A 15261-nucleotide genomic window follows, 5' to 3' on the forward strand; every position below is an offset into this window, starting at 1 on the left:
GCGGGATAGAGCAGCCTGGTAGCTCGTCGGGCTCATAACCCGAAGGTCAGTGGTTCAAATCCACTTCCCGCCACCAACTTGAAACAATCCCTGTAATCCTTAAGGTTGCAGGGTTTGGTTTTTGAGAATAAAGATAGACAAAGCGACGCGGGATAGAGCAGCCTGGTAGCTCGTCGGGCTCATAACCCGAAGGTCAGTGGTTCAAATCCACTTCCCGCCACCAAATTCAATCAGATAAGCCCCGGCCACCTAAAAGTTGCTGGGGCTTGTTTTATGCTGTCTGGAGCCATAACAATAGGGACACAGCAGTGCTGAATCCCTACCGCATATTTAGATATTACCCAAAGGTAAAAAATCAAACAGAACCTCAACCTCAACACTCAACCCTATACTTTTCGACGACCGTTGGTGTAAGCTTTATTTGTCAAAAATCTGCAATCCGATATCCATATTTTTCAACTCGGAATTTGGGCATTGCTAAGCGGGCTGAGATTCCAGCCAATCAAAAATTAGGTCTAACTGTTCTAGGGTAACTAATCCGTACTGCCACAGCACCATTGGCAGTTGGCCGGCATCTTGTTCATCGTGTCTCAAAGCAACGGCGATCGCAGAATTCGAGATCGCCAACTCCCCCCGCAAATAATCGATTAGTTGAGCCTTTCCCATGACCTTCACCGCCAGTTTTATGCGATATTGTAAAGATACGTATCTAATTGGGATGCGTCTGATGTTTAATAGCCCCAATTGTACGTTGAGAATCAAGACTCTCCTGTGATGGAAGCCGCACAAAACTTGTGATAAAATTCAGAGAAACGAGCGATCGCAGTCACAAGAGCTTAGAGCCTCAAAAATCGGGCTGTGCGATCGCTCGTTTGCTTGACCTCAATTCAATTAAAATTGCTAAAGTCCTAGCTGAAGCTGAACTCCGGCTTCAGTGCCGCTGTCGCTGGGTTTGAGAGGAACGGGATTTCCTTGGCGTCCGGCGTCGGAAGGAGTAGTGATAAATTCCAATTCGCGATTGATTTTGAGCCGAAATCTGTCGCCCAAGCTGCGCTCCCGAATAGCAGCATTAGGCGCCGTTTCTGATTCACCAATCAAGTTTTGGTAGTCCGAGTCTACGGTTCTGTCCTCCACAGTCCTGAGGGAGTCCCCAGATAAAGTCGTTTCCGAAGTTTGGGGCGCTGGTTGCGGTCTTTGTTGGGCGATAACCGCCGGGGTAAAACCGATAAAAATTGAACTCAGTCCGAGAGCAGTGCCAAGAGTAGCAATAACTGCGTTCATCATCCATGCCTCCGCTAGTTGCATCCTACTATTGCTTATTGTACCCAGCCGGAATTAACTTGCGCTCTATCAAAAGTAGCTGGTTGTGGAGATGTAAATTAAATTTACCGCGAAAACTTGTAACTTGCGATCGCGCTTTGAGTCTCAGAAACCAGGTTTTTTACTCGCTCTGCCGGATGCAACGAAGTGTTGCTGTGAAAAAAACCCGGTTTCTCGGCCCTGCGACTGCGAGCGCAAACTACCCAATCTCAAATCTCCCATCTCAAATAGTATCAGCGTCTACATTCAGTCCAGGAGTGATACTGCATTAATCTCGATCGCCCTGACAAAGCGCGCGATCGCGCTAAGATGGCGGTGGCAGCCGTTAACAATTCAGTTACCAGTAGCAGATTATGAGTTATTAACAGCACTTTGCCACAGACAACGATCTCAACTTCAAAATCTGCGCTCATCAGGTTGCACTTTACCGAAACGTTGCGGGTTCGTCATAGTTCTGCTTCATCATGCCAATTAGATATCTGAGCGACCAGATTTTCAAAATGTCGCGCAAAGTGCCAATTCGCATCGTCCTTGTGGTGCCTTTTGCCATCCAGACTTTCGCTGCGGTAGGGCTGACGGGGTGGCTGTCGCTGCGGAACGGGCGCATAGCTGTCAACGATGTTGCCGCGCAACTGCGGGCCGAAGTCACATCGCGCATCCAGCAACACATTTACAGTTTCATCGAAACGCCGCACCAAATCAATCAGCTCAATCTCGATGCCATCCGTCTCGGCATTTTGAACGTGCAGGATGAAGTTAGTTTGCGCAGCTACTTCTCCAAACAACTCCAAACGTTTGATAAAGTTAGCTACATTCAATTCGGCTCCGAACAAAAAACTTTTGTGGGAGTTGAACGCCTCGACGATGGCAAGTTGCAAGTTCGGATTTCTAATAAATCTACTGGCTATAACTTTTACAGTTACGCGCCGTCCGAGTTCGGGGAATCAACTAAGCTCTTAAAAACTACTCCTAACTACGACCCTCGCACCCGACCTTGGTACATAGCTCCAGTGCGGGCTCTCAAGCCGACATGGACTAAAATTTATACTTATTTTGACACTCCAAAACTAGCGATTACGGCGGCTCAACCAGTTTACGCCAAGGATAACAAACTGATTGGCATCCTGGGCTCTGACTTGACACTTTCCACTATCAATCAATTCTTGGAAAGCCTAAAAATTGGTAAATCAGGACAGACTTTTATTGTAGAAAGGTCGGGAGAATTGGTGGCCAATTCTACTCCCGAACCGCCATTTATTATTAGCAACGGCGTTCCGAAACGGATTGCAGCAGTCAGCAGCCAGAATGTTCTGATTCGATCGAGTGCCCGCTATTTGACACAACGCTTCGGGAAGTTGAGCAAGATTGAGGGCTCTGAGCAGTTAGATTTTACGATCGACGGGAAACGACAATTTCTACAGGTGACGCCGCTCTCAGACAGCAGGGGCCTCGACTGGTTGATTGTGGTGGCGGTTCCCGAAGCCGATTTTATGGAAGCGATTAACGCCAACACTCGCTACACAATTTTGCTGTGTTTCGGTGCTTTGGTGGTGGCGACGGCTCTAGGGAGCGTGACTTCGAGGTGGATTGTGATGCCGGTTCAGCGTCTGAGCAAGGCTGCGGAGGCTTTGTCGCGGGGAGAATGGGACTCGATGGCGGTAGATCCGCGCTTGATGGCGTCTGTTGAGCGGGAGGATGAAGTCGGTGTCCTGGCTCGCTCTTTTAATACGATGGCCGGTCAATTGGAAGAGTCTTTTACTACTCTCGAAGAGCGGGTGGAAGCTGCGATTGCTGATAAAACTAAATTAATTGGCTCTCTGAAAAAATCTCAGCAAAAACTCGCTCTTCACCTCTATCAAACTCCTTTGGGGGCGATTGAATGGAATCTAAATTTTGAAGTGGCCGATTGGAATTTGTCAGCTGAAAGAATTTTTGGATACAACCGCTTGGAAGCAATGGGACGGCACGGAGTCGATCTCATAGTTCCTGAAAGTGCTCAGGAGTATGTCAGGCAACTATCTATTACTTTGCTCACCAATCAAGGAGGAGTTACCAGCCTTAACGAGAATATTAGAAAGGACGGCAAAATTATTCTTTGCGAGTGGTACAATACGACTTTGGTTGATGCTGACGGCTGTATAATCGGGGTGGCATCGCTGGTTCAAGATGTGACAGAGTTTCACAGTGCTGTGGAGCAGTTGCGCGCCAGCGAGGAGCGGTTTCGCCAGTTGGCAGAAAATATTCATGAGGTATTTTGGATTAGAGAACCCAATCAAAAGCACATAATTTATGTGAGCCCTGCTTGCGAGAAAATATGGAATTTGAGCTATCGGAGTTTGCTGTCACATCCGGAGGCTTTTTGGGATGCTATTCACCCGGACGATCGATCTCGCGTCGAGGCTGCTTTTGAAAAACAGGTGCGGGGGGATTATGATGAGGAGTATCGGGTAGTGCGAGCGGACGGTTCAGTTTGCTGGGTGCGCGATCGGGCTTTTCCAGTCCGCAGCGAAACAGGGGAAATTTACCGCATCGTCGGCATTGCTGAAGACATTACCCAGCGCAAATTAGCAGAAGAATTCCAAAAAGTCGCTCAAACCGCTCAAGCTGCAAACCAAGCCAAAAGCGCATTCTTAGCCAATATGAGCCACGAATTGCGCACTCCCCTCAACGCCATTATCGGTTACAGCGATATGCTCAAAGAAGACGCCGAGGATTTAGGCTGCGAAGATTTTATCCCCGACTTGCACAAAATTCAAACAGCCGGCAAACACTTGCTATCTTTAATTAGCGACATTCTCGATATTTCTAAGATTGAAGCGGGGCGGATGGAACTTTACTTAGAAACGTTCAACCCGGTTAATTTAATTGACGAGGTAGTTTCTACTGTCGAACCCTTGGTAGAGAAAAATTCTAATAAGTTTGAAGTTAATTGTGCTGGCGACTTGGGAATGATGTATGCTGACATTACCAAAACTCGTCAAATATTGCTCAACCTGCTGAGCAATGCAGCCAAATTTACCGAAGGCGGGACTATTACCCTGTCCATTGAAAGAGTTAAACATGACAGCTTAACAACTCAAGAAATAGCAGAACCTTCCGACTCAATAATTTTTCGCGTAGCTGATACGGGCATTGGGATTCCCCCCGAACAATTGCAGCATTTATTTCAAGCTTTTATGCAGGGCGACGCCTCTACTACGCGCAAGTACGGGGGTACGGGTTTGGGATTGACTATCAGCCGTCACTTTTGCTTGATGATGGGCGGCGATATGCAAGTTCAAAGCCAGTTAGGTGGCGGTTCGGTTTTTACTGTGTGCTTGCCGGCACGCGTTGAATTATTGGTCAGCAATTAGTCTTGCTATCCGGGACGCACTTGTTACCAGAAAGAATTGGTTTAAAGCCCCAGCCCCGATCGGGAGAAATTAAAATCAGACTATTCATTACTCCAATCCTCGGACTTCCAGGTAGAGGTCGCCCTCTTGCGGTCACAGGTCAACTGTCAAGCAGTCAACTGAAACAAGAAACCAGGTTTATTGACAAAAAACCTACGCTTTTAGATCATTTCGGGGCAATAAACCAAGGTGATGATACCATGCAGCATAAGTCCTAATCCTAGTTAACTTGCCGTTTTTGCCGCCCCAAAAGTTGAGCTGTTAATACCCCGCCGACAAAGCCAAAGAAATGCGCTTGCCAGGAAACTCCCGGCTGCGAGGGCAAAACTCCCCAAATTAAACTGCCGTAGAAGAAACCGACAATTAAAGATAACAAAATAGAGGTAAAGCTGCGTTCAAAATAGCCCCGCAGCAGCAAAAAGCCGAAGTAACCAAAGATTAATCCGCTAGCACCAATGTGAACGGAATTAGGCGCGCCGGTCAGCCAAACTCCGAATCCGCTGACTAGCACAGTGACGGCACTCACGATAAAAAAGTCGCTAATTTCTCGCAGCATAATCAACCAACCCAATGTCACTAAAGGGAGGGTATTGGCAGCTAAGTGAGCAAAACTGCCGTGCAGAAAAGGCATCAACAGGATGCCTTCAAGTCCGTCGATGCTGCGGGGGCGGACTCCGTAGGCATTCAGCGCGCCTCGAAACAGGAATACATCGACAATTTCGATAATCCAGAGGAGGGAGACGAAGCCGCCGAGAATGGCGGCGTGGCTTTGCAATTCGCGGGTGATAGATTTGGTTTCTGGGTTGCTCATGGGTGGTGAGGGCGGTAATGCCGGTTATTTATAATTGTAGGAGTTTTTTGCCGATCTCGAGCAAAGATTGTTGGGGCGAGGTTTCCGGGTTTTTTGCAGCAGAGCTTATTTAGAAATATTATAAGTTTTATTAAAAATTCCGCATTTTCACGTATAGGATAATTCACCTCGATGCGTCACAATTGTAATTGAACTACAAAAGGAGAGTCAACCCAAGGTTGAAGCTAGAACGTAGAAGACAGAATTTTTACCCTATCAATCAATTGTTGGGCTTGAAATGAGGACACTTTTTAGAGCGCACACCGTCTCTCAAAAAAAATCAGGAACTACTTTTCTCGGATTAAGTCATTAATTCAAGAAGTTTCATCCGGTAAAGCAAAACGAGCTGCTGTAGGTACTTATTGTAGACAAAATCTCGCACAAGCTCTACAGAGAGTTCTTGGCACCTCGTTGTAAAAGAGGAACAGAGCAAAATGAATGTATTTGAGCATACAGTGCCCCATCGAATTCTGCCAATTTGGGTATGGCATGGCAAACAAGAAACCCCAGTTAGTGTCGCTACAAATCCTCAACCTTACGGTCACAAGCCGCGCTTTGACTTGTTGCATCCGCTGAAACAGTGGCTTGATAACACTGCAATTAAGAGTCAAAAGTTAGCTCGGTTTCTGTGCAAGTTTATTCCCAGCCAGTGTCCGTTTGAGCGGGAAGTTAAAATTTGCGATCGCACTTTATTTTACATTCCGCCGCTGTGCAAGTTAAATCCGCTTTACGAGCAAGTGGTTGGGCTGCGGTTTCGTGCTTTGTGTTATTTGGCTGACGAGTGCGGCGAGGATGTGACGACCTATTGTTAATTCGGCAAAAACTTAAATTTCTAACTGTCTTTTTCACCCTCCCTTCTCCTTGTTGGGGAGGGTTTCTTGTTTTGTGCGGGCGAATTAGCGATCGTCCGTGCCGCGTAGCTATCCCGAGCGTGAATCGCCCTTATTTACCTAATCTAGAGCCTTCACCTTAATATCAGTTGGCGCGTGCTGAGAATCTCCCCAAATTTCAGGTAGCGGTGTCACCCAGGAAATCGGTACAGAAATCACATCTAAAGTTTCACCATTTTTAAAGACTTCTAAAGTATATCCAGATTCTGGCTGCTTGTTAGTGGGTGGGAGATAATCTAAAACAACTCCTGTGTCCCCTTTCTTTACTAGACTATTAGGAATATCTTGCTTGAGTTTTACCCACTGAAATAATGTTGCTGTTGTCATTGTTGAGCCTCCCTATGACTTGTCAGGATAAAGGGTGATAAATTTAACCGTCTCGGATGCCTCATCTTGTTGCCAGATAGTGACAACTTTAACTAATCGATTGTTAGGGCCATACCACTGATTTTTGACTTTAAAGCGAGTACCCCAACCTGTAGAGGTAACTTCTGCAACTTCAGCACCCTCTACAGCTTCCATTATATCTCTCTTGAGAATTTGCCAATTTTCTTGGCTGTAACCCGCTAGAGCTAAATACTCCGATTTATCATCTTTAGGCTGGTAAACAAGTAAGTAGTTTGTGAGCTTCTGGTCTTGAATGAGTAAGTTTGAGGGTATTCTCATTAATTGCGCCCTAATCCCTTGCTCAAGCATATCATTCATGAGAAGTGCGATCGCCCTTCAAGTGCGAAAAGGGCGATCGATCTCATGCTTAATTCAAGTTAATCCTAAAAATCTGTAGTATTAAGTTGAATTAATAGGGTTTTTGACCCTGATAATTACCGGGAGGATTGTACTGACAAACGAAGTAGTCATTACCTCCGCCACTGGCTATACCGCAGCCAACTTCTGTAGTATTTTTCCAGATGATTTGGGTGTAGTGACCGCATTTTTGCCAACCACCTTTACAGGTATTTGGGAATGCCTGGTTGGCAATAAAATATTGCTTCTCCGAACCCCAACTATCCACCATCTTTGTTTGTGAATAAGCTCCACTTGTCCCCCTCCAGATGTTTTCTCCATATTTGCCTTGGCTCTTACTATGCTGGAAAGAACGAGTAGAGGCTAGGTTATTTGCCCACTGCTGAGCCGAAGCAGCCAAACTGCTAGACCATTTAATGGCTGACACCTTAACTTCTTGGCGGTATTGATTATGGGCTGTGAGAATTTCAGCTTGATTCAAACTAACTTTTTGTGCGACAATTTTAGAATCATCGGACATTTTCTGGGTTTTTGCTGATGCTGGTGTCAGGTTTAGTGTCAAACCTATGCTTAGGGTAGTCAAAGCTAAGCCGATTCCTGTGGCGGTTAGCAAAGAAGTTCCCTTAGATAGTTTAGTCATACTCGCTCTCCCTGCAATCAAAGGAAGGTTTACAAGCTCACCATAACCTCTAATTATTCTTGAGTCAACTCACAGGACTAAAGTCCTGACTACGAACCTATTTGAAGCGACTATCGCTGTCTTCCTCTTCTTCCCTAATATCCTGGAAAATATGCCAAATCAAGCAAACAATACCAATCCAAAATCCTGAAACTGGATCTAACCACGAGATTAAATTGACGATGCCAAACTCGGTCAATTGTCCAGCAACGCAGGTGAATTTGTGATTTTTTACAATATCTTTGAACTTCATGGCGGTATTCCTAAATGTCATAATCTACAAATAAACGCATACCAGGGGCAGCATCCAGAGCAAAACAGTGCAGATTGAACTGCACAGATCTGCACTAGGATTTTTCCCTAGCTGTTTACTAAACTATGAATAGTCGCAATCTCTCCACTTATCACCGATGAGCAAAACTGCCAATTCCAGCACCATAGGACTTACTCCAGAAGGATTAGAGAAAGTTCGCGAAAGAATGGCCCAATTGCCCAAGCCTGAAAAACCGGATAAGAAAGGTTGGACTCAAGAGGATTTGGCAAAAAAGTCAGGGGTGAGTATTGACACGGTTAAGCGGTTTCTTGATAAAAAGCGAATTAGGAGAGACTTTATTAGTTGGATCGCCCAAGCTTTAAATTTAGAGATAACCGAAATAGTCGATCGCCACGAATGGAGCCCACCTTCACCGCCAGCAACCCAAATTGACTGGCGCGAAACCTGCCGCGCCGCAGCCCAAACCAAGCGACAAGCAGCCAACACTTTTTTTGCTAACGACTTAGGGCGAAAAATAGACCTCGACGAGATTCACGTGCCCTTGGGATTAATCGAACGCCAGCAAAAACCCCAGCGCCGCGATGATTTTTCCCCTCAAACAGGTTCCCAAGCTTATCAGGAAGCCGAAAAACTCACTCCCCTCAGTTACGACGAATTTTGCGAAAAAGTCCTCGCTAACAGCGACAGCCCTAAAAGCAAGGGCAAACGCCTTGCAGTCATCGGCGAACCGGGTGCGGGAAAAACCACTCAATTGTTCAAAATTGGCGATCGCATATTGGCGGAAACTAAATATTTGCCGGTATGGATATCCTTAGCAGAGGTGAAAAAACCTTTGTGCCAATATTTAATGGAAGATTGGCTGCGAATAGCGGCGGGAAAATTGGATGCTGCACCTGCGGAATGGGTGAAAGAATTTAAGGAATTACTGAGTGAAGGAAAAATTTGGTTGCTGTTGGACGGCGCGGATGAAATGGGAATAGCCGATTCCCTGGGAACTCTCTCGCCACAGTTGAGAGAACGGGTATTTGATCGAGTGCGGATTGTAATCAGTTGCCGCCTCAATATTTGGGAGGCAACGGGGAATTCCCTGTCTGATTTTGATACTTATAAAATGCTGGATTTCAGCTATGGAGACGGCGATAATTGCGATGACGTGAAATTGTTTATCGATCGATGGTTTACCCCCCTTAATCCCCCCTTGGCAAGGGGGGAAACTGGCCCGATTCCTAATCTCTTACCAAGGGTAGAAACTACCTCACTTCTTGCTCCCCCCCTTACCAAGGGGGAGCTGGGGGGGGTTCTACGCGCAAAAGAAACCACCTCAATTCCTGCTCCCCCCCTTACCAAGGGGGCGGATCTCCGCGCCGCCTTAGACGAACCGGGAAAAGAGCGAATCAAAGATTTAGCACGCAATCCCCTGCGGTTATTCCTGCTGTGTTTAACTTGGGAATTCGGACAGCAAAAATTACCGGATACTAAAGCCGAACTTTATGAGGTATTTGTCGCAGCGCTTTATGATTTCAAAAAACAAGCTTTCCCGACAACAGCAGCACAGAGAACAAACTTAAATGCTGCGTTGGGAAAGTTGGCACTGACAGCAATTGAAGCTGGATATAAATCGATATTGCCCGATTGGTTTGTCAGCAAAAATCTGGAGCAACCGCATCCAGAGTTATTTGAAAAAGCTATTGAATTAGGTTGGCTGAATCGAGTGGGAGTTGATGCCCAAAACCCGCTGAAATCTGTTTATGCTTTCTATCATCCTTCTTTTCAGGAATATTTTGCAGCCTGCGAGATTGAGGATTGGCATTTTTTCTTGAATCATGTACCGCAGAATCCGCAGCAGGGGATTTATCGGATTTTTGAGCGGCAGTGGAAAGAGGTGATGTTGTTGTGGATGGGGCGAAAGGATGTGGATAGGGAGGAGAAGGAAGCGTTTATTCAGGCATTGGTGGAGTTTGAGGATGGGTGTAGTAGTTTTTATGGGTTTCGAGCTTATTTTTTAGCGACTGTCTTAATTGATGAGTTTAAGGATTGTTCTTTGGGTGATGCGATCGTTGCACAAATTATCCAGTGGGGATTTGGATATTTCAATATTGAAAAACAGGAGTTGCAGACATTTCTATATCCAATTGAACAAGGAGCAAAAGCAGTATTGCCAGAGAGCGATCGGACAAGAGCGATCGCCACTTTAACTGAGTTAATCCACACTTCTAAGAATGAATATATCCGGTGGGAGGCAGTAGTAAACTTAGGGAAAATAGACGAAAGCAACCCAGATGCGTTCGCTGCTTTAACTGAGTTAATCCGCACCTCTGAGGATGAATATCTCCGGTGGGAGGCAGTAGTAATCTTAGGAAAAATAGGTCAAGGCAACCCAGATGCGATCGCCACTTTAACTGAGTTAATCGGCACCTCTGAGGATGAAGAGATCCGGTGGGAGGCAGCAGATAGCTTAGGGAAAATAGACGAAGGCAACCCAGAGGCGATCGCTGCTTTAACTGAGTTAATCCGTACATCGGACAATGAAGAGATCCGGTGGGGGGCAGTAGAAAGCTTACGAGAAATAGACGAAGGCAACCCAAATGCGATCGTCGCTTTAACTGAGTTAATCCGCACCTCTGAGGATGAAGATACCCGGTGTACGGCAGTAGTAATCTTAGGGGAAATAGGCAAACGCAACCCAAATGCGATCGCTGCTTTAACTGAGTTAATCCGCACCTCTGAGGATCAAGATATCCGGTGGGAGGCAGTAAATAGCTTAGGGGAAATAGGCAAAGGAAACCCAGATGCGATAGCTGATTTAACTGAGTTAATCCACACCTCTGGGGATGAAAATATTCGGTACCAAGCAGCAAATAGGTTAGGGGAAATAGACACAAATAGGTTAGGGGAAATAGACGAAGGCAACCCAGATGCGATCGCCGCTTTAACTCAATTAATCCTCACCTGTGAGGATAAATCTAGACAGGGGACAGCAGCCTTTTTTTTAACAATTATGACAAAAACTCACCAAATGACAGGAGTTGTCACTGCCTTAAAAGATTGCCTATCCGATGAGACTTACAAAAATGACTTTGACAAATTCAAAGATTCCTACGAAGTCATCTGGCACTGTGCCCAAAATCTCCCTTACCCCACCTTCTATCACGCATGGCACCATCCACCCACCACACCCCATCCCGAAGTTCCCGATTGGCAAACTTTCCCCCAAGACATTGCCAGACAAATCAATAATCAAGCCGAATTATCCAATCAAATCCAACTTTTGTGCATCGACAGCAAAAACTTCATCAACCCCGACAACCCCGCCGCCAAGATTTACACCCAAATGCTGAAACAAGGCTGTCCCAAAAGTGAGGATGGCACACCGAAAACAATGGCAGATTTACAAACTTATTGGGATTTGCTGCTGATGGATAGCGAGAAATCTTTCATCTTAGTATTCTACAACTCGCGGGGGGAAAAGGCGACTGGATTTAGCGAGACATTTGTCAAGGATTTAAGCAAGTTTGACGGCAATATTGCTATTGTTAGCGAGAATAACGCGGATTCGCTGACAGCTTTTTCACCCAGTCAATCTGATTCGATTGGAGCAATTGTGCGGTGGATTTGCCAAATTGTATGGGAAAGTTAATCAATTTGGCCGATACGAGCTGGTTGTATTTTAATATCATTTTTACACAATTTTAGTACAAAATTTGTGTTGGTTTGTTTATATTGGATCGCACAGGTGCGTCGCTATCAGATTGTCGATATGCAAGTCTGAGATTTTGGGTGGCGACGCACCCTACGAACTAACTATAAGTGCGATCGGGTGATACGCACCCGTAACCCACGAGGGAACTTTTTAAGTCTCGCTTTTGGGTTTTTCTGGCCCTGAGGGTACTTCTCCCCTTTGTTGGGCTTCCAATAAAGCCGTTTCCACGAGAAAGGCTATCAGGTTAGCTGTGGATCTGCCTTGTTTATCAGCCCATCGATCTAAAGCTTCATATACGTAATCAGGAAATGTGACGTGAACGCGCTTGCTCAATGTAAAAGTTGGTTTGTTGACTAACGCTTTTAATGGTACAAGCTTAGGTTCTCGATCGTGTTGTTACTCTGCTCTTAAAAATGTAGTGACACAAATTTGGGCTTATTATGTTACAATTCCTCTAATCCGACTCCGGATCAGTCAAAAGCCAGCCCCGGGCCGTGGAAAGCAAGGACTGGCTATGGCTCCAATTAACAAAGGAGATATATCTATTATGCGGTACGAAAAGCGTCTCAAACCGTGGATTGTTGTTCGTTTGCTTCCGAATCTGCAAAGAGTCGTTGTTGGTCGCTTTCGCAGTTGGTCAGATGCAGAGGGTCACTTGCGAGTTCTCAAACAACTGCTTCCCGGTACTCGATTGACTCTGGTTTTCGATCCGATCGACTAATTTTGGTGGCGACTGTCTGAAAGTGCGATCGCCCTTCCGGTTTCAAAAGGGCGATCGCACTCAATTTTAGCGGTGTTTTGGCTGCTCCGAATCGATCGTGCGAATTACCTTAAAACAATGGGATTATTTGTGTTCTCAAACTTCAGGCTCGATCGGGACTGTCCTCCTCGTAATCCATTAAGTCTCCGGGCTTGCAATTGAGTGATTTGCAGAGAACGTTTAACGTTGCTGCGTCTATTCTGGTGAGGTAACGGCGAGTTTTGAGTCGAGAAATAGACCTGGGATTCATGCCGGTTAGGACAGCCAGTTCCTTGTTACTGATATTCCGATCGGCCATCACAACTGCTAATCTCCACCGGATCACTGTTTAACTGCTCAATTTCTAACAAAACCTTTGCAAGGCAGATGCTAACACTTTGTCTGCTAAATTTTGTGCTTTATAGACTGCAACAGTTGTAAAATAGACCGCTGCGGTTGTCAAATTGTTTCATTTCAATTAAACTTAAGTATGAAAAAGTCAAAAGCCAGTCCGATGCTTTCCGAGGGCTCAGGACTGGCTATGGCTCCAATTTACAAAGGAGATACATCTATTATGCGGTATGAAAAACGTCTCAAACCGTGGATCGTTGTTCGTTTGCTTCCGAATCTGCAAAGAGTCGTTGTTGGTCGCTTTCGCAGTTGGTCAGATGCAGAGGGTCACTTGCGAGTTCTCAAACAACTGCTTCCCGGTACTCGATTGACTCTGGTTTTCGATCCGATCGACTAATTTTGGTGGCGACTGTCTGAAAGTGCGCGCGGCGAAGCTATCCCGCTCTTAATCGCCCGAATGTTTGATTCGGGCGATCGCATTTTTGGGCAATGTTAGACTGGACGCAAGATATGAATTGAATTGGGTAAAAAACCGTGACAGCTACTCTACAAGTAACAGAACAGCCAACAGCACAGCGATACTTTACTCCAGAAGAATATCTAGCTCTGGAAGAAACAGCAGAGTCTAAAAGTGAATATTGCGACGGAGTAATTATTCCCATGACAGGTGCAAGTACAAATCACAATCACATTTCCCTGAATATGAGTATAGCATTACGTCTTGCTCTTAAGGGACTTGATTATAATGTTTTCATGGGTGACGTGCGCCTGTGGATGCCGAAAAAGCGATTTTATACTTATCCCGATGTGATGGTAATTTTAGGCAAACCTGAGTATTACAACAATCGCAAAGATACGGTAATAAATCCTCAAGTTATTATTGAAGTTTTATCGAAATCTACCAAAAGTTACGATCGCAGCGATAAGTTTCAGTTTTATCAAACGCTGCCGACCTTTCAAGAGTATATTCTGATTGACCAATCGCGAATTTATGTAGAGCAGTATTGCAAGTTGGCAAACAAGCGCTGGTCGTACAGTCAGTACGATGAAGAGGATACAGCGCTAGTTTTTGATTTTTTTCAAGTTGAAGTACCGCTAGCAGATATGTATGAGAAGGTTGATTTTGAGGCGGAAAATGAGCCAGAAGAAAGTGCGGAAGAATAAGACTGTCTGAAAGTGCGATCGCGCTTTCCGATGTTTACCACTTTCCATACTTTTCTTGATGCTCTTTAATGGCTGCTTTTAGTGCTTCGTTGGGCTCCGGCGGGTTTTCGATCGCAGATGCGAAAATTTCCCAGTCGCGCTCGCTCAACACAATCTGCTCTACTTCAGGAGTTTCTTTGGCTGCTTTCAGTGCTATGTCTAGCAAATATTCGTTGAGGCTCAAGCACTTCGCTGCGGCTGCTTTTTCGAGGATTTCTTTATGTGTTTGGCTGAGGGTGAACTCTATTTTTGTTTGGGTATCGGTTGGTGTTGACATCGTTTTGTTACCAAAGAGCGATCGACTAATTTTATTGTAGCAATGTTTCTGGCGGGCGAGATCCTCTATATACCGATTGCTGGAAATCTGGGTTATTATCTAAAAGAGCGATCGCACTAATCAAAGTATTGTTCAACATCCTGGTGGGAGAATATCTTCATGACAACCACTTTGCCAACAACCGAGCAACATTACTTCACAGAAGAGCAATATTTAGCACTGGAAGAAACAGCAGAGGACAAAAGCGAATATCTCGACGGGGAAATTATTCCTATGACAGGCGGATCTACCAATCACAATCAAATTGCTGGTAATTTGTACATTGCTTTGAGTCTTGCTCTCAAAAAACAGAATTATCGCATCTTCATCGGTGACGTGCGTCTGTGGGTACCAAAAAAGCGTCTGTACACTTATCCCGACGTAATGGTTATTTTTGGGCAACCTGAGTACCACAACAATCGCACAGACATGATTACTAACCCTCAAGTGATTGTGGAAGTTTTATCAAAGTCTACTAAAAATTACGATCTCGGTGACAAGTTTACATTTTACAAAACTATTCCTAGTTTTCGAGAATACATTCTGATTGACCAAACAAAAATTAAGGTCGAGCAGTATTCTAAAACCGAGAACAAAAGATGGTTGTATTCTGAGTATGATGAGGAAGATACCGCATTAGTGTTTAATTCATTCGAGGTAGAGGTTCCTCTATCTGATGTTTACGAACAAGTTAATTTTGAAGAAATTGAAAAAGAGAATAATCAGAATGAGGTGTGAGGGCGATTCACGCTCGGGATAGCTTCGCTTCACGCTCCTAGTTCGTGTTAAACTGAATCTAGCGG

Annotated in this window: 18 protein-coding genes and 1 tRNA gene; 8 read left to right on the plus strand and 11 right to left on the minus strand. The window is 45.2% G+C overall.

Features of this window, described 5'->3' with window-relative positions; translation table 11 throughout:
• Nucleotides 1-146 precede the first annotated feature (146 nt).
• Nucleotides 147-223, plus strand: a tRNA-Met gene (locus QUB63_RS07645).
• Nucleotides 224-477: 254 nt separating this feature from the next.
• Here QUB63_RS07645 and QUB63_RS07650 read toward each other — a convergent pair.
• The 3 genes from QUB63_RS07650 to QUB63_RS07660 all read right to left on the minus strand — a co-directional run bounded on the left by QUB63_RS07650 (nt 478) and on the right by QUB63_RS07660 (nt 1733).
• On the minus strand, nt 478-666 hold the full coding sequence (locus QUB63_RS07650; protein ID WP_332944771.1) for a DUF2949 domain-containing protein: 189 nt from the start codon (nt 664-666) through the stop codon (nt 478-480).
• 234 nt (nt 667-900) lie between these two features.
• Nucleotides 901-1305, minus strand: a complete 405-nt coding sequence (locus QUB63_RS07655; RefSeq protein WP_332944236.1) for a hypothetical protein — start codon at nt 1303-1305, stop codon at nt 901-903.
• 248 nt (nt 1306-1553) lie between these two features.
• Entirely contained in the window at nt 1554-1733 is a 180-nt protein-coding gene (locus QUB63_RS07660; RefSeq protein WP_332944237.1) for a hypothetical protein, read from the minus strand.
• Between the two features lie 87 nt (nt 1734-1820).
• Between QUB63_RS07660 and QUB63_RS07665 the strand changes: the two genes are divergently transcribed.
• Complete coding sequence (locus QUB63_RS07665; RefSeq protein WP_332944238.1) at nt 1821-4673, plus strand: PAS domain S-box protein; 2853 nt, start codon at nt 1821-1823, stop codon at nt 4671-4673.
• Nucleotides 4674-4932: 259 nt separating this feature from the next.
• Here QUB63_RS07665 and QUB63_RS07670 read toward each other — a convergent pair whose 3' ends face one another.
• A complete protein-coding gene (locus QUB63_RS07670; RefSeq protein ID WP_332944240.1) occupies nt 4933-5523 on the minus strand; it encodes a rhomboid family intramembrane serine protease in 591 nt (196 codons plus the stop codon).
• A 473-nt stretch (nt 5524-5996) separates the two neighbouring features.
• Here QUB63_RS07670 and QUB63_RS07675 point away from each other — a divergent pair, with 473 nt between their 5' ends.
• Entirely contained in the window at nt 5997-6374 is a 378-nt protein-coding gene (locus QUB63_RS07675) for a Mo-dependent nitrogenase C-terminal domain-containing protein (protein WP_332944241.1), read from the plus strand.
• A 138-nt stretch (nt 6375-6512) separates the two neighbouring features.
• Here QUB63_RS07675 and QUB63_RS07680 read toward each other — a convergent pair whose 3' ends face one another.
• The 4 genes from QUB63_RS07680 to QUB63_RS07695 all read right to left on the minus strand — a co-directional run bounded on the left by QUB63_RS07680 (nt 6513) and on the right by QUB63_RS07695 (nt 8128).
• Complete coding sequence (locus QUB63_RS07680; protein WP_332944243.1) at nt 6513-6779, minus strand: DUF4926 domain-containing protein; 267 nt, start codon at nt 6777-6779, stop codon at nt 6513-6515.
• A gap of 12 nt (nt 6780-6791) precedes the next feature.
• Nucleotides 6792-7157, minus strand: coding sequence for a DUF6883 domain-containing protein (locus QUB63_RS07685; protein ID WP_332944244.1), 366 nt, complete (start codon nt 7155-7157; stop codon nt 6792-6794).
• Between the two features lie 91 nt (nt 7158-7248).
• Entirely contained in the window at nt 7249-7836 is a 588-nt protein-coding gene (locus QUB63_RS07690; RefSeq protein WP_332944246.1) for a CAP domain-containing protein, read from the minus strand.
• A 97-nt stretch (nt 7837-7933) separates the two neighbouring features.
• Nucleotides 7934-8128, minus strand: a complete 195-nt coding sequence (locus QUB63_RS07695; protein ID WP_332944248.1) for a hypothetical protein — start codon at nt 8126-8128, stop codon at nt 7934-7936.
• 157 nt (nt 8129-8285) lie between these two features.
• Here QUB63_RS07695 and QUB63_RS07700 point away from each other — a divergent pair, with 157 nt between their 5' ends.
• Complete coding sequence (locus QUB63_RS07700) at nt 8286-11786, plus strand: NACHT domain-containing protein (protein ID WP_332944249.1); 3501 nt, start codon at nt 8286-8288, stop codon at nt 11784-11786.
• A 213-nt stretch (nt 11787-11999) separates the two neighbouring features.
• On the opposite strand, the gene QUB63_RS07705 is transcribed toward QUB63_RS07700, so the two are convergent.
• Complete coding sequence (locus QUB63_RS07705; RefSeq protein ID WP_190659196.1) at nt 12000-12182, minus strand: ribbon-helix-helix domain-containing protein; 183 nt, start codon at nt 12180-12182, stop codon at nt 12000-12002.
• 181 nt (nt 12183-12363) lie between these two features.
• On the opposite strand from QUB63_RS07705, the gene QUB63_RS07710 reads away from it, so the two are divergent.
• Nucleotides 12364-12570, plus strand: coding sequence for a hypothetical protein (locus QUB63_RS07710; protein WP_332944790.1), 207 nt, complete (start codon nt 12364-12366; stop codon nt 12568-12570).
• A 142-nt stretch (nt 12571-12712) separates the two neighbouring features.
• On the opposite strand, the gene QUB63_RS07715 is transcribed toward QUB63_RS07710, so the two are convergent.
• A complete protein-coding gene (locus QUB63_RS07715; RefSeq protein ID WP_332944252.1) occupies nt 12713-12934 on the minus strand; it encodes a helix-turn-helix domain-containing protein in 222 nt (73 codons plus the stop codon).
• 195 nt (nt 12935-13129) lie between these two features.
• Here QUB63_RS07715 and QUB63_RS07720 point away from each other — a divergent pair, with 195 nt between their 5' ends.
• Together QUB63_RS07720 and QUB63_RS07725 are read left to right on the plus strand one after the other, a co-directional pair.
• Entirely contained in the window at nt 13130-13336 is a 207-nt protein-coding gene (locus QUB63_RS07720; RefSeq protein ID WP_332944791.1) for a hypothetical protein, read from the plus strand.
• A 137-nt stretch (nt 13337-13473) separates the two neighbouring features.
• Nucleotides 13474-14103, plus strand: coding sequence for a Uma2 family endonuclease (locus QUB63_RS07725; RefSeq protein ID WP_332944253.1), 630 nt, complete (start codon nt 13474-13476; stop codon nt 14101-14103).
• 34 nt (nt 14104-14137) lie between these two features.
• Here the strand turns inward: QUB63_RS07725 and QUB63_RS07730 are convergent, their stop codons facing one another.
• On the minus strand, nt 14138-14419 hold the full coding sequence (locus tag QUB63_RS07730; protein ID WP_332944254.1) for a type II toxin-antitoxin system TacA family antitoxin: 282 nt from the start codon (nt 14417-14419) through the stop codon (nt 14138-14140).
• A 159-nt stretch (nt 14420-14578) separates the two neighbouring features.
• On the opposite strand from QUB63_RS07730, the gene QUB63_RS07735 reads away from it, so the two are divergent.
• The gene (locus QUB63_RS07735; RefSeq protein WP_332944256.1) at nt 14579-15196 is read left to right on the plus strand and encodes a Uma2 family endonuclease; all 618 of its coding nucleotides are present in this window, start codon (nt 14579-14581) and stop codon (nt 15194-15196) included.
• Nucleotides 15197-15261 lie beyond the last annotated feature (65 nt).

The organism is Microcoleus sp. ARI1-B5 (assembly GCF_036705795.1).
In the GTDB taxonomy this organism is placed as follows: Bacteria; Cyanobacteriota; Cyanobacteriia; order Cyanobacteriales; family Microcoleaceae; genus Microcoleus.

Excerpts from the sequence above, each read along its gene's own strand:
- QUB63_RS07650 (WP_332944771.1), bottom strand. The coding sequence starts at position 666 with ATGGGAAAGGCTCAACTAATCGATTATTTGCGGGGGGAGTTGGCGATC.
- QUB63_RS07655 (WP_332944236.1), bottom strand. The coding sequence starts at position 1,305 with ATGCAACTAGCGGAGGCATGGATGATGAACGCAGTTATTGCTACTCTT.
- QUB63_RS07660 (WP_332944237.1), bottom strand. The coding sequence starts at position 1,733 with ATGAGCGCAGATTTTGAAGTTGAGATCGTTGTCTGTGGCAAAGTGCTG.
- QUB63_RS07665 (WP_332944238.1), top strand. The coding sequence starts at position 1,821 with ATGTCGCGCAAAGTGCCAATTCGCATCGTCCTTGTGGTGCCTTTTGCC.
- QUB63_RS07670 (WP_332944240.1), bottom strand. The coding sequence starts at position 5,523 with ATGAGCAACCCAGAAACCAAATCTATCACCCGCGAATTGCAAAGCCAC.
- QUB63_RS07675 (WP_332944241.1), top strand. The coding sequence starts at position 5,997 with ATGAATGTATTTGAGCATACAGTGCCCCATCGAATTCTGCCAATTTGG.
- QUB63_RS07680 (WP_332944243.1), bottom strand. The coding sequence starts at position 6,779 with ATGACAACAGCAACATTATTTCAGTGGGTAAAACTCAAGCAAGATATT.
- QUB63_RS07685 (WP_332944244.1), bottom strand. The coding sequence starts at position 7,157 with ATGAATGATATGCTTGAGCAAGGGATTAGGGCGCAATTAATGAGAATA.
- QUB63_RS07690 (WP_332944246.1), bottom strand. The coding sequence starts at position 7,836 with ATGACTAAACTATCTAAGGGAACTTCTTTGCTAACCGCCACAGGAATC.
- QUB63_RS07695 (WP_332944248.1), bottom strand. The coding sequence starts at position 8,128 with ATGAAGTTCAAAGATATTGTAAAAAATCACAAATTCACCTGCGTTGCT.
- QUB63_RS07700 (WP_332944249.1), top strand. The coding sequence starts at position 8,286 with ATGAGCAAAACTGCCAATTCCAGCACCATAGGACTTACTCCAGAAGGA.
- QUB63_RS07710 (WP_332944790.1), top strand. The coding sequence starts at position 12,364 with ATGGCTCCAATTAACAAAGGAGATATATCTATTATGCGGTACGAAAAG.
- QUB63_RS07720 (WP_332944791.1), top strand. The coding sequence starts at position 13,130 with ATGGCTCCAATTTACAAAGGAGATACATCTATTATGCGGTATGAAAAA.
- QUB63_RS07730 (WP_332944254.1), bottom strand. The coding sequence starts at position 14,419 with ATGTCAACACCAACCGATACCCAAACAAAAATAGAGTTCACCCTCAGC.
- QUB63_RS07735 (WP_332944256.1), top strand. The coding sequence starts at position 14,579 with ATGACAACCACTTTGCCAACAACCGAGCAACATTACTTCACAGAAGAG.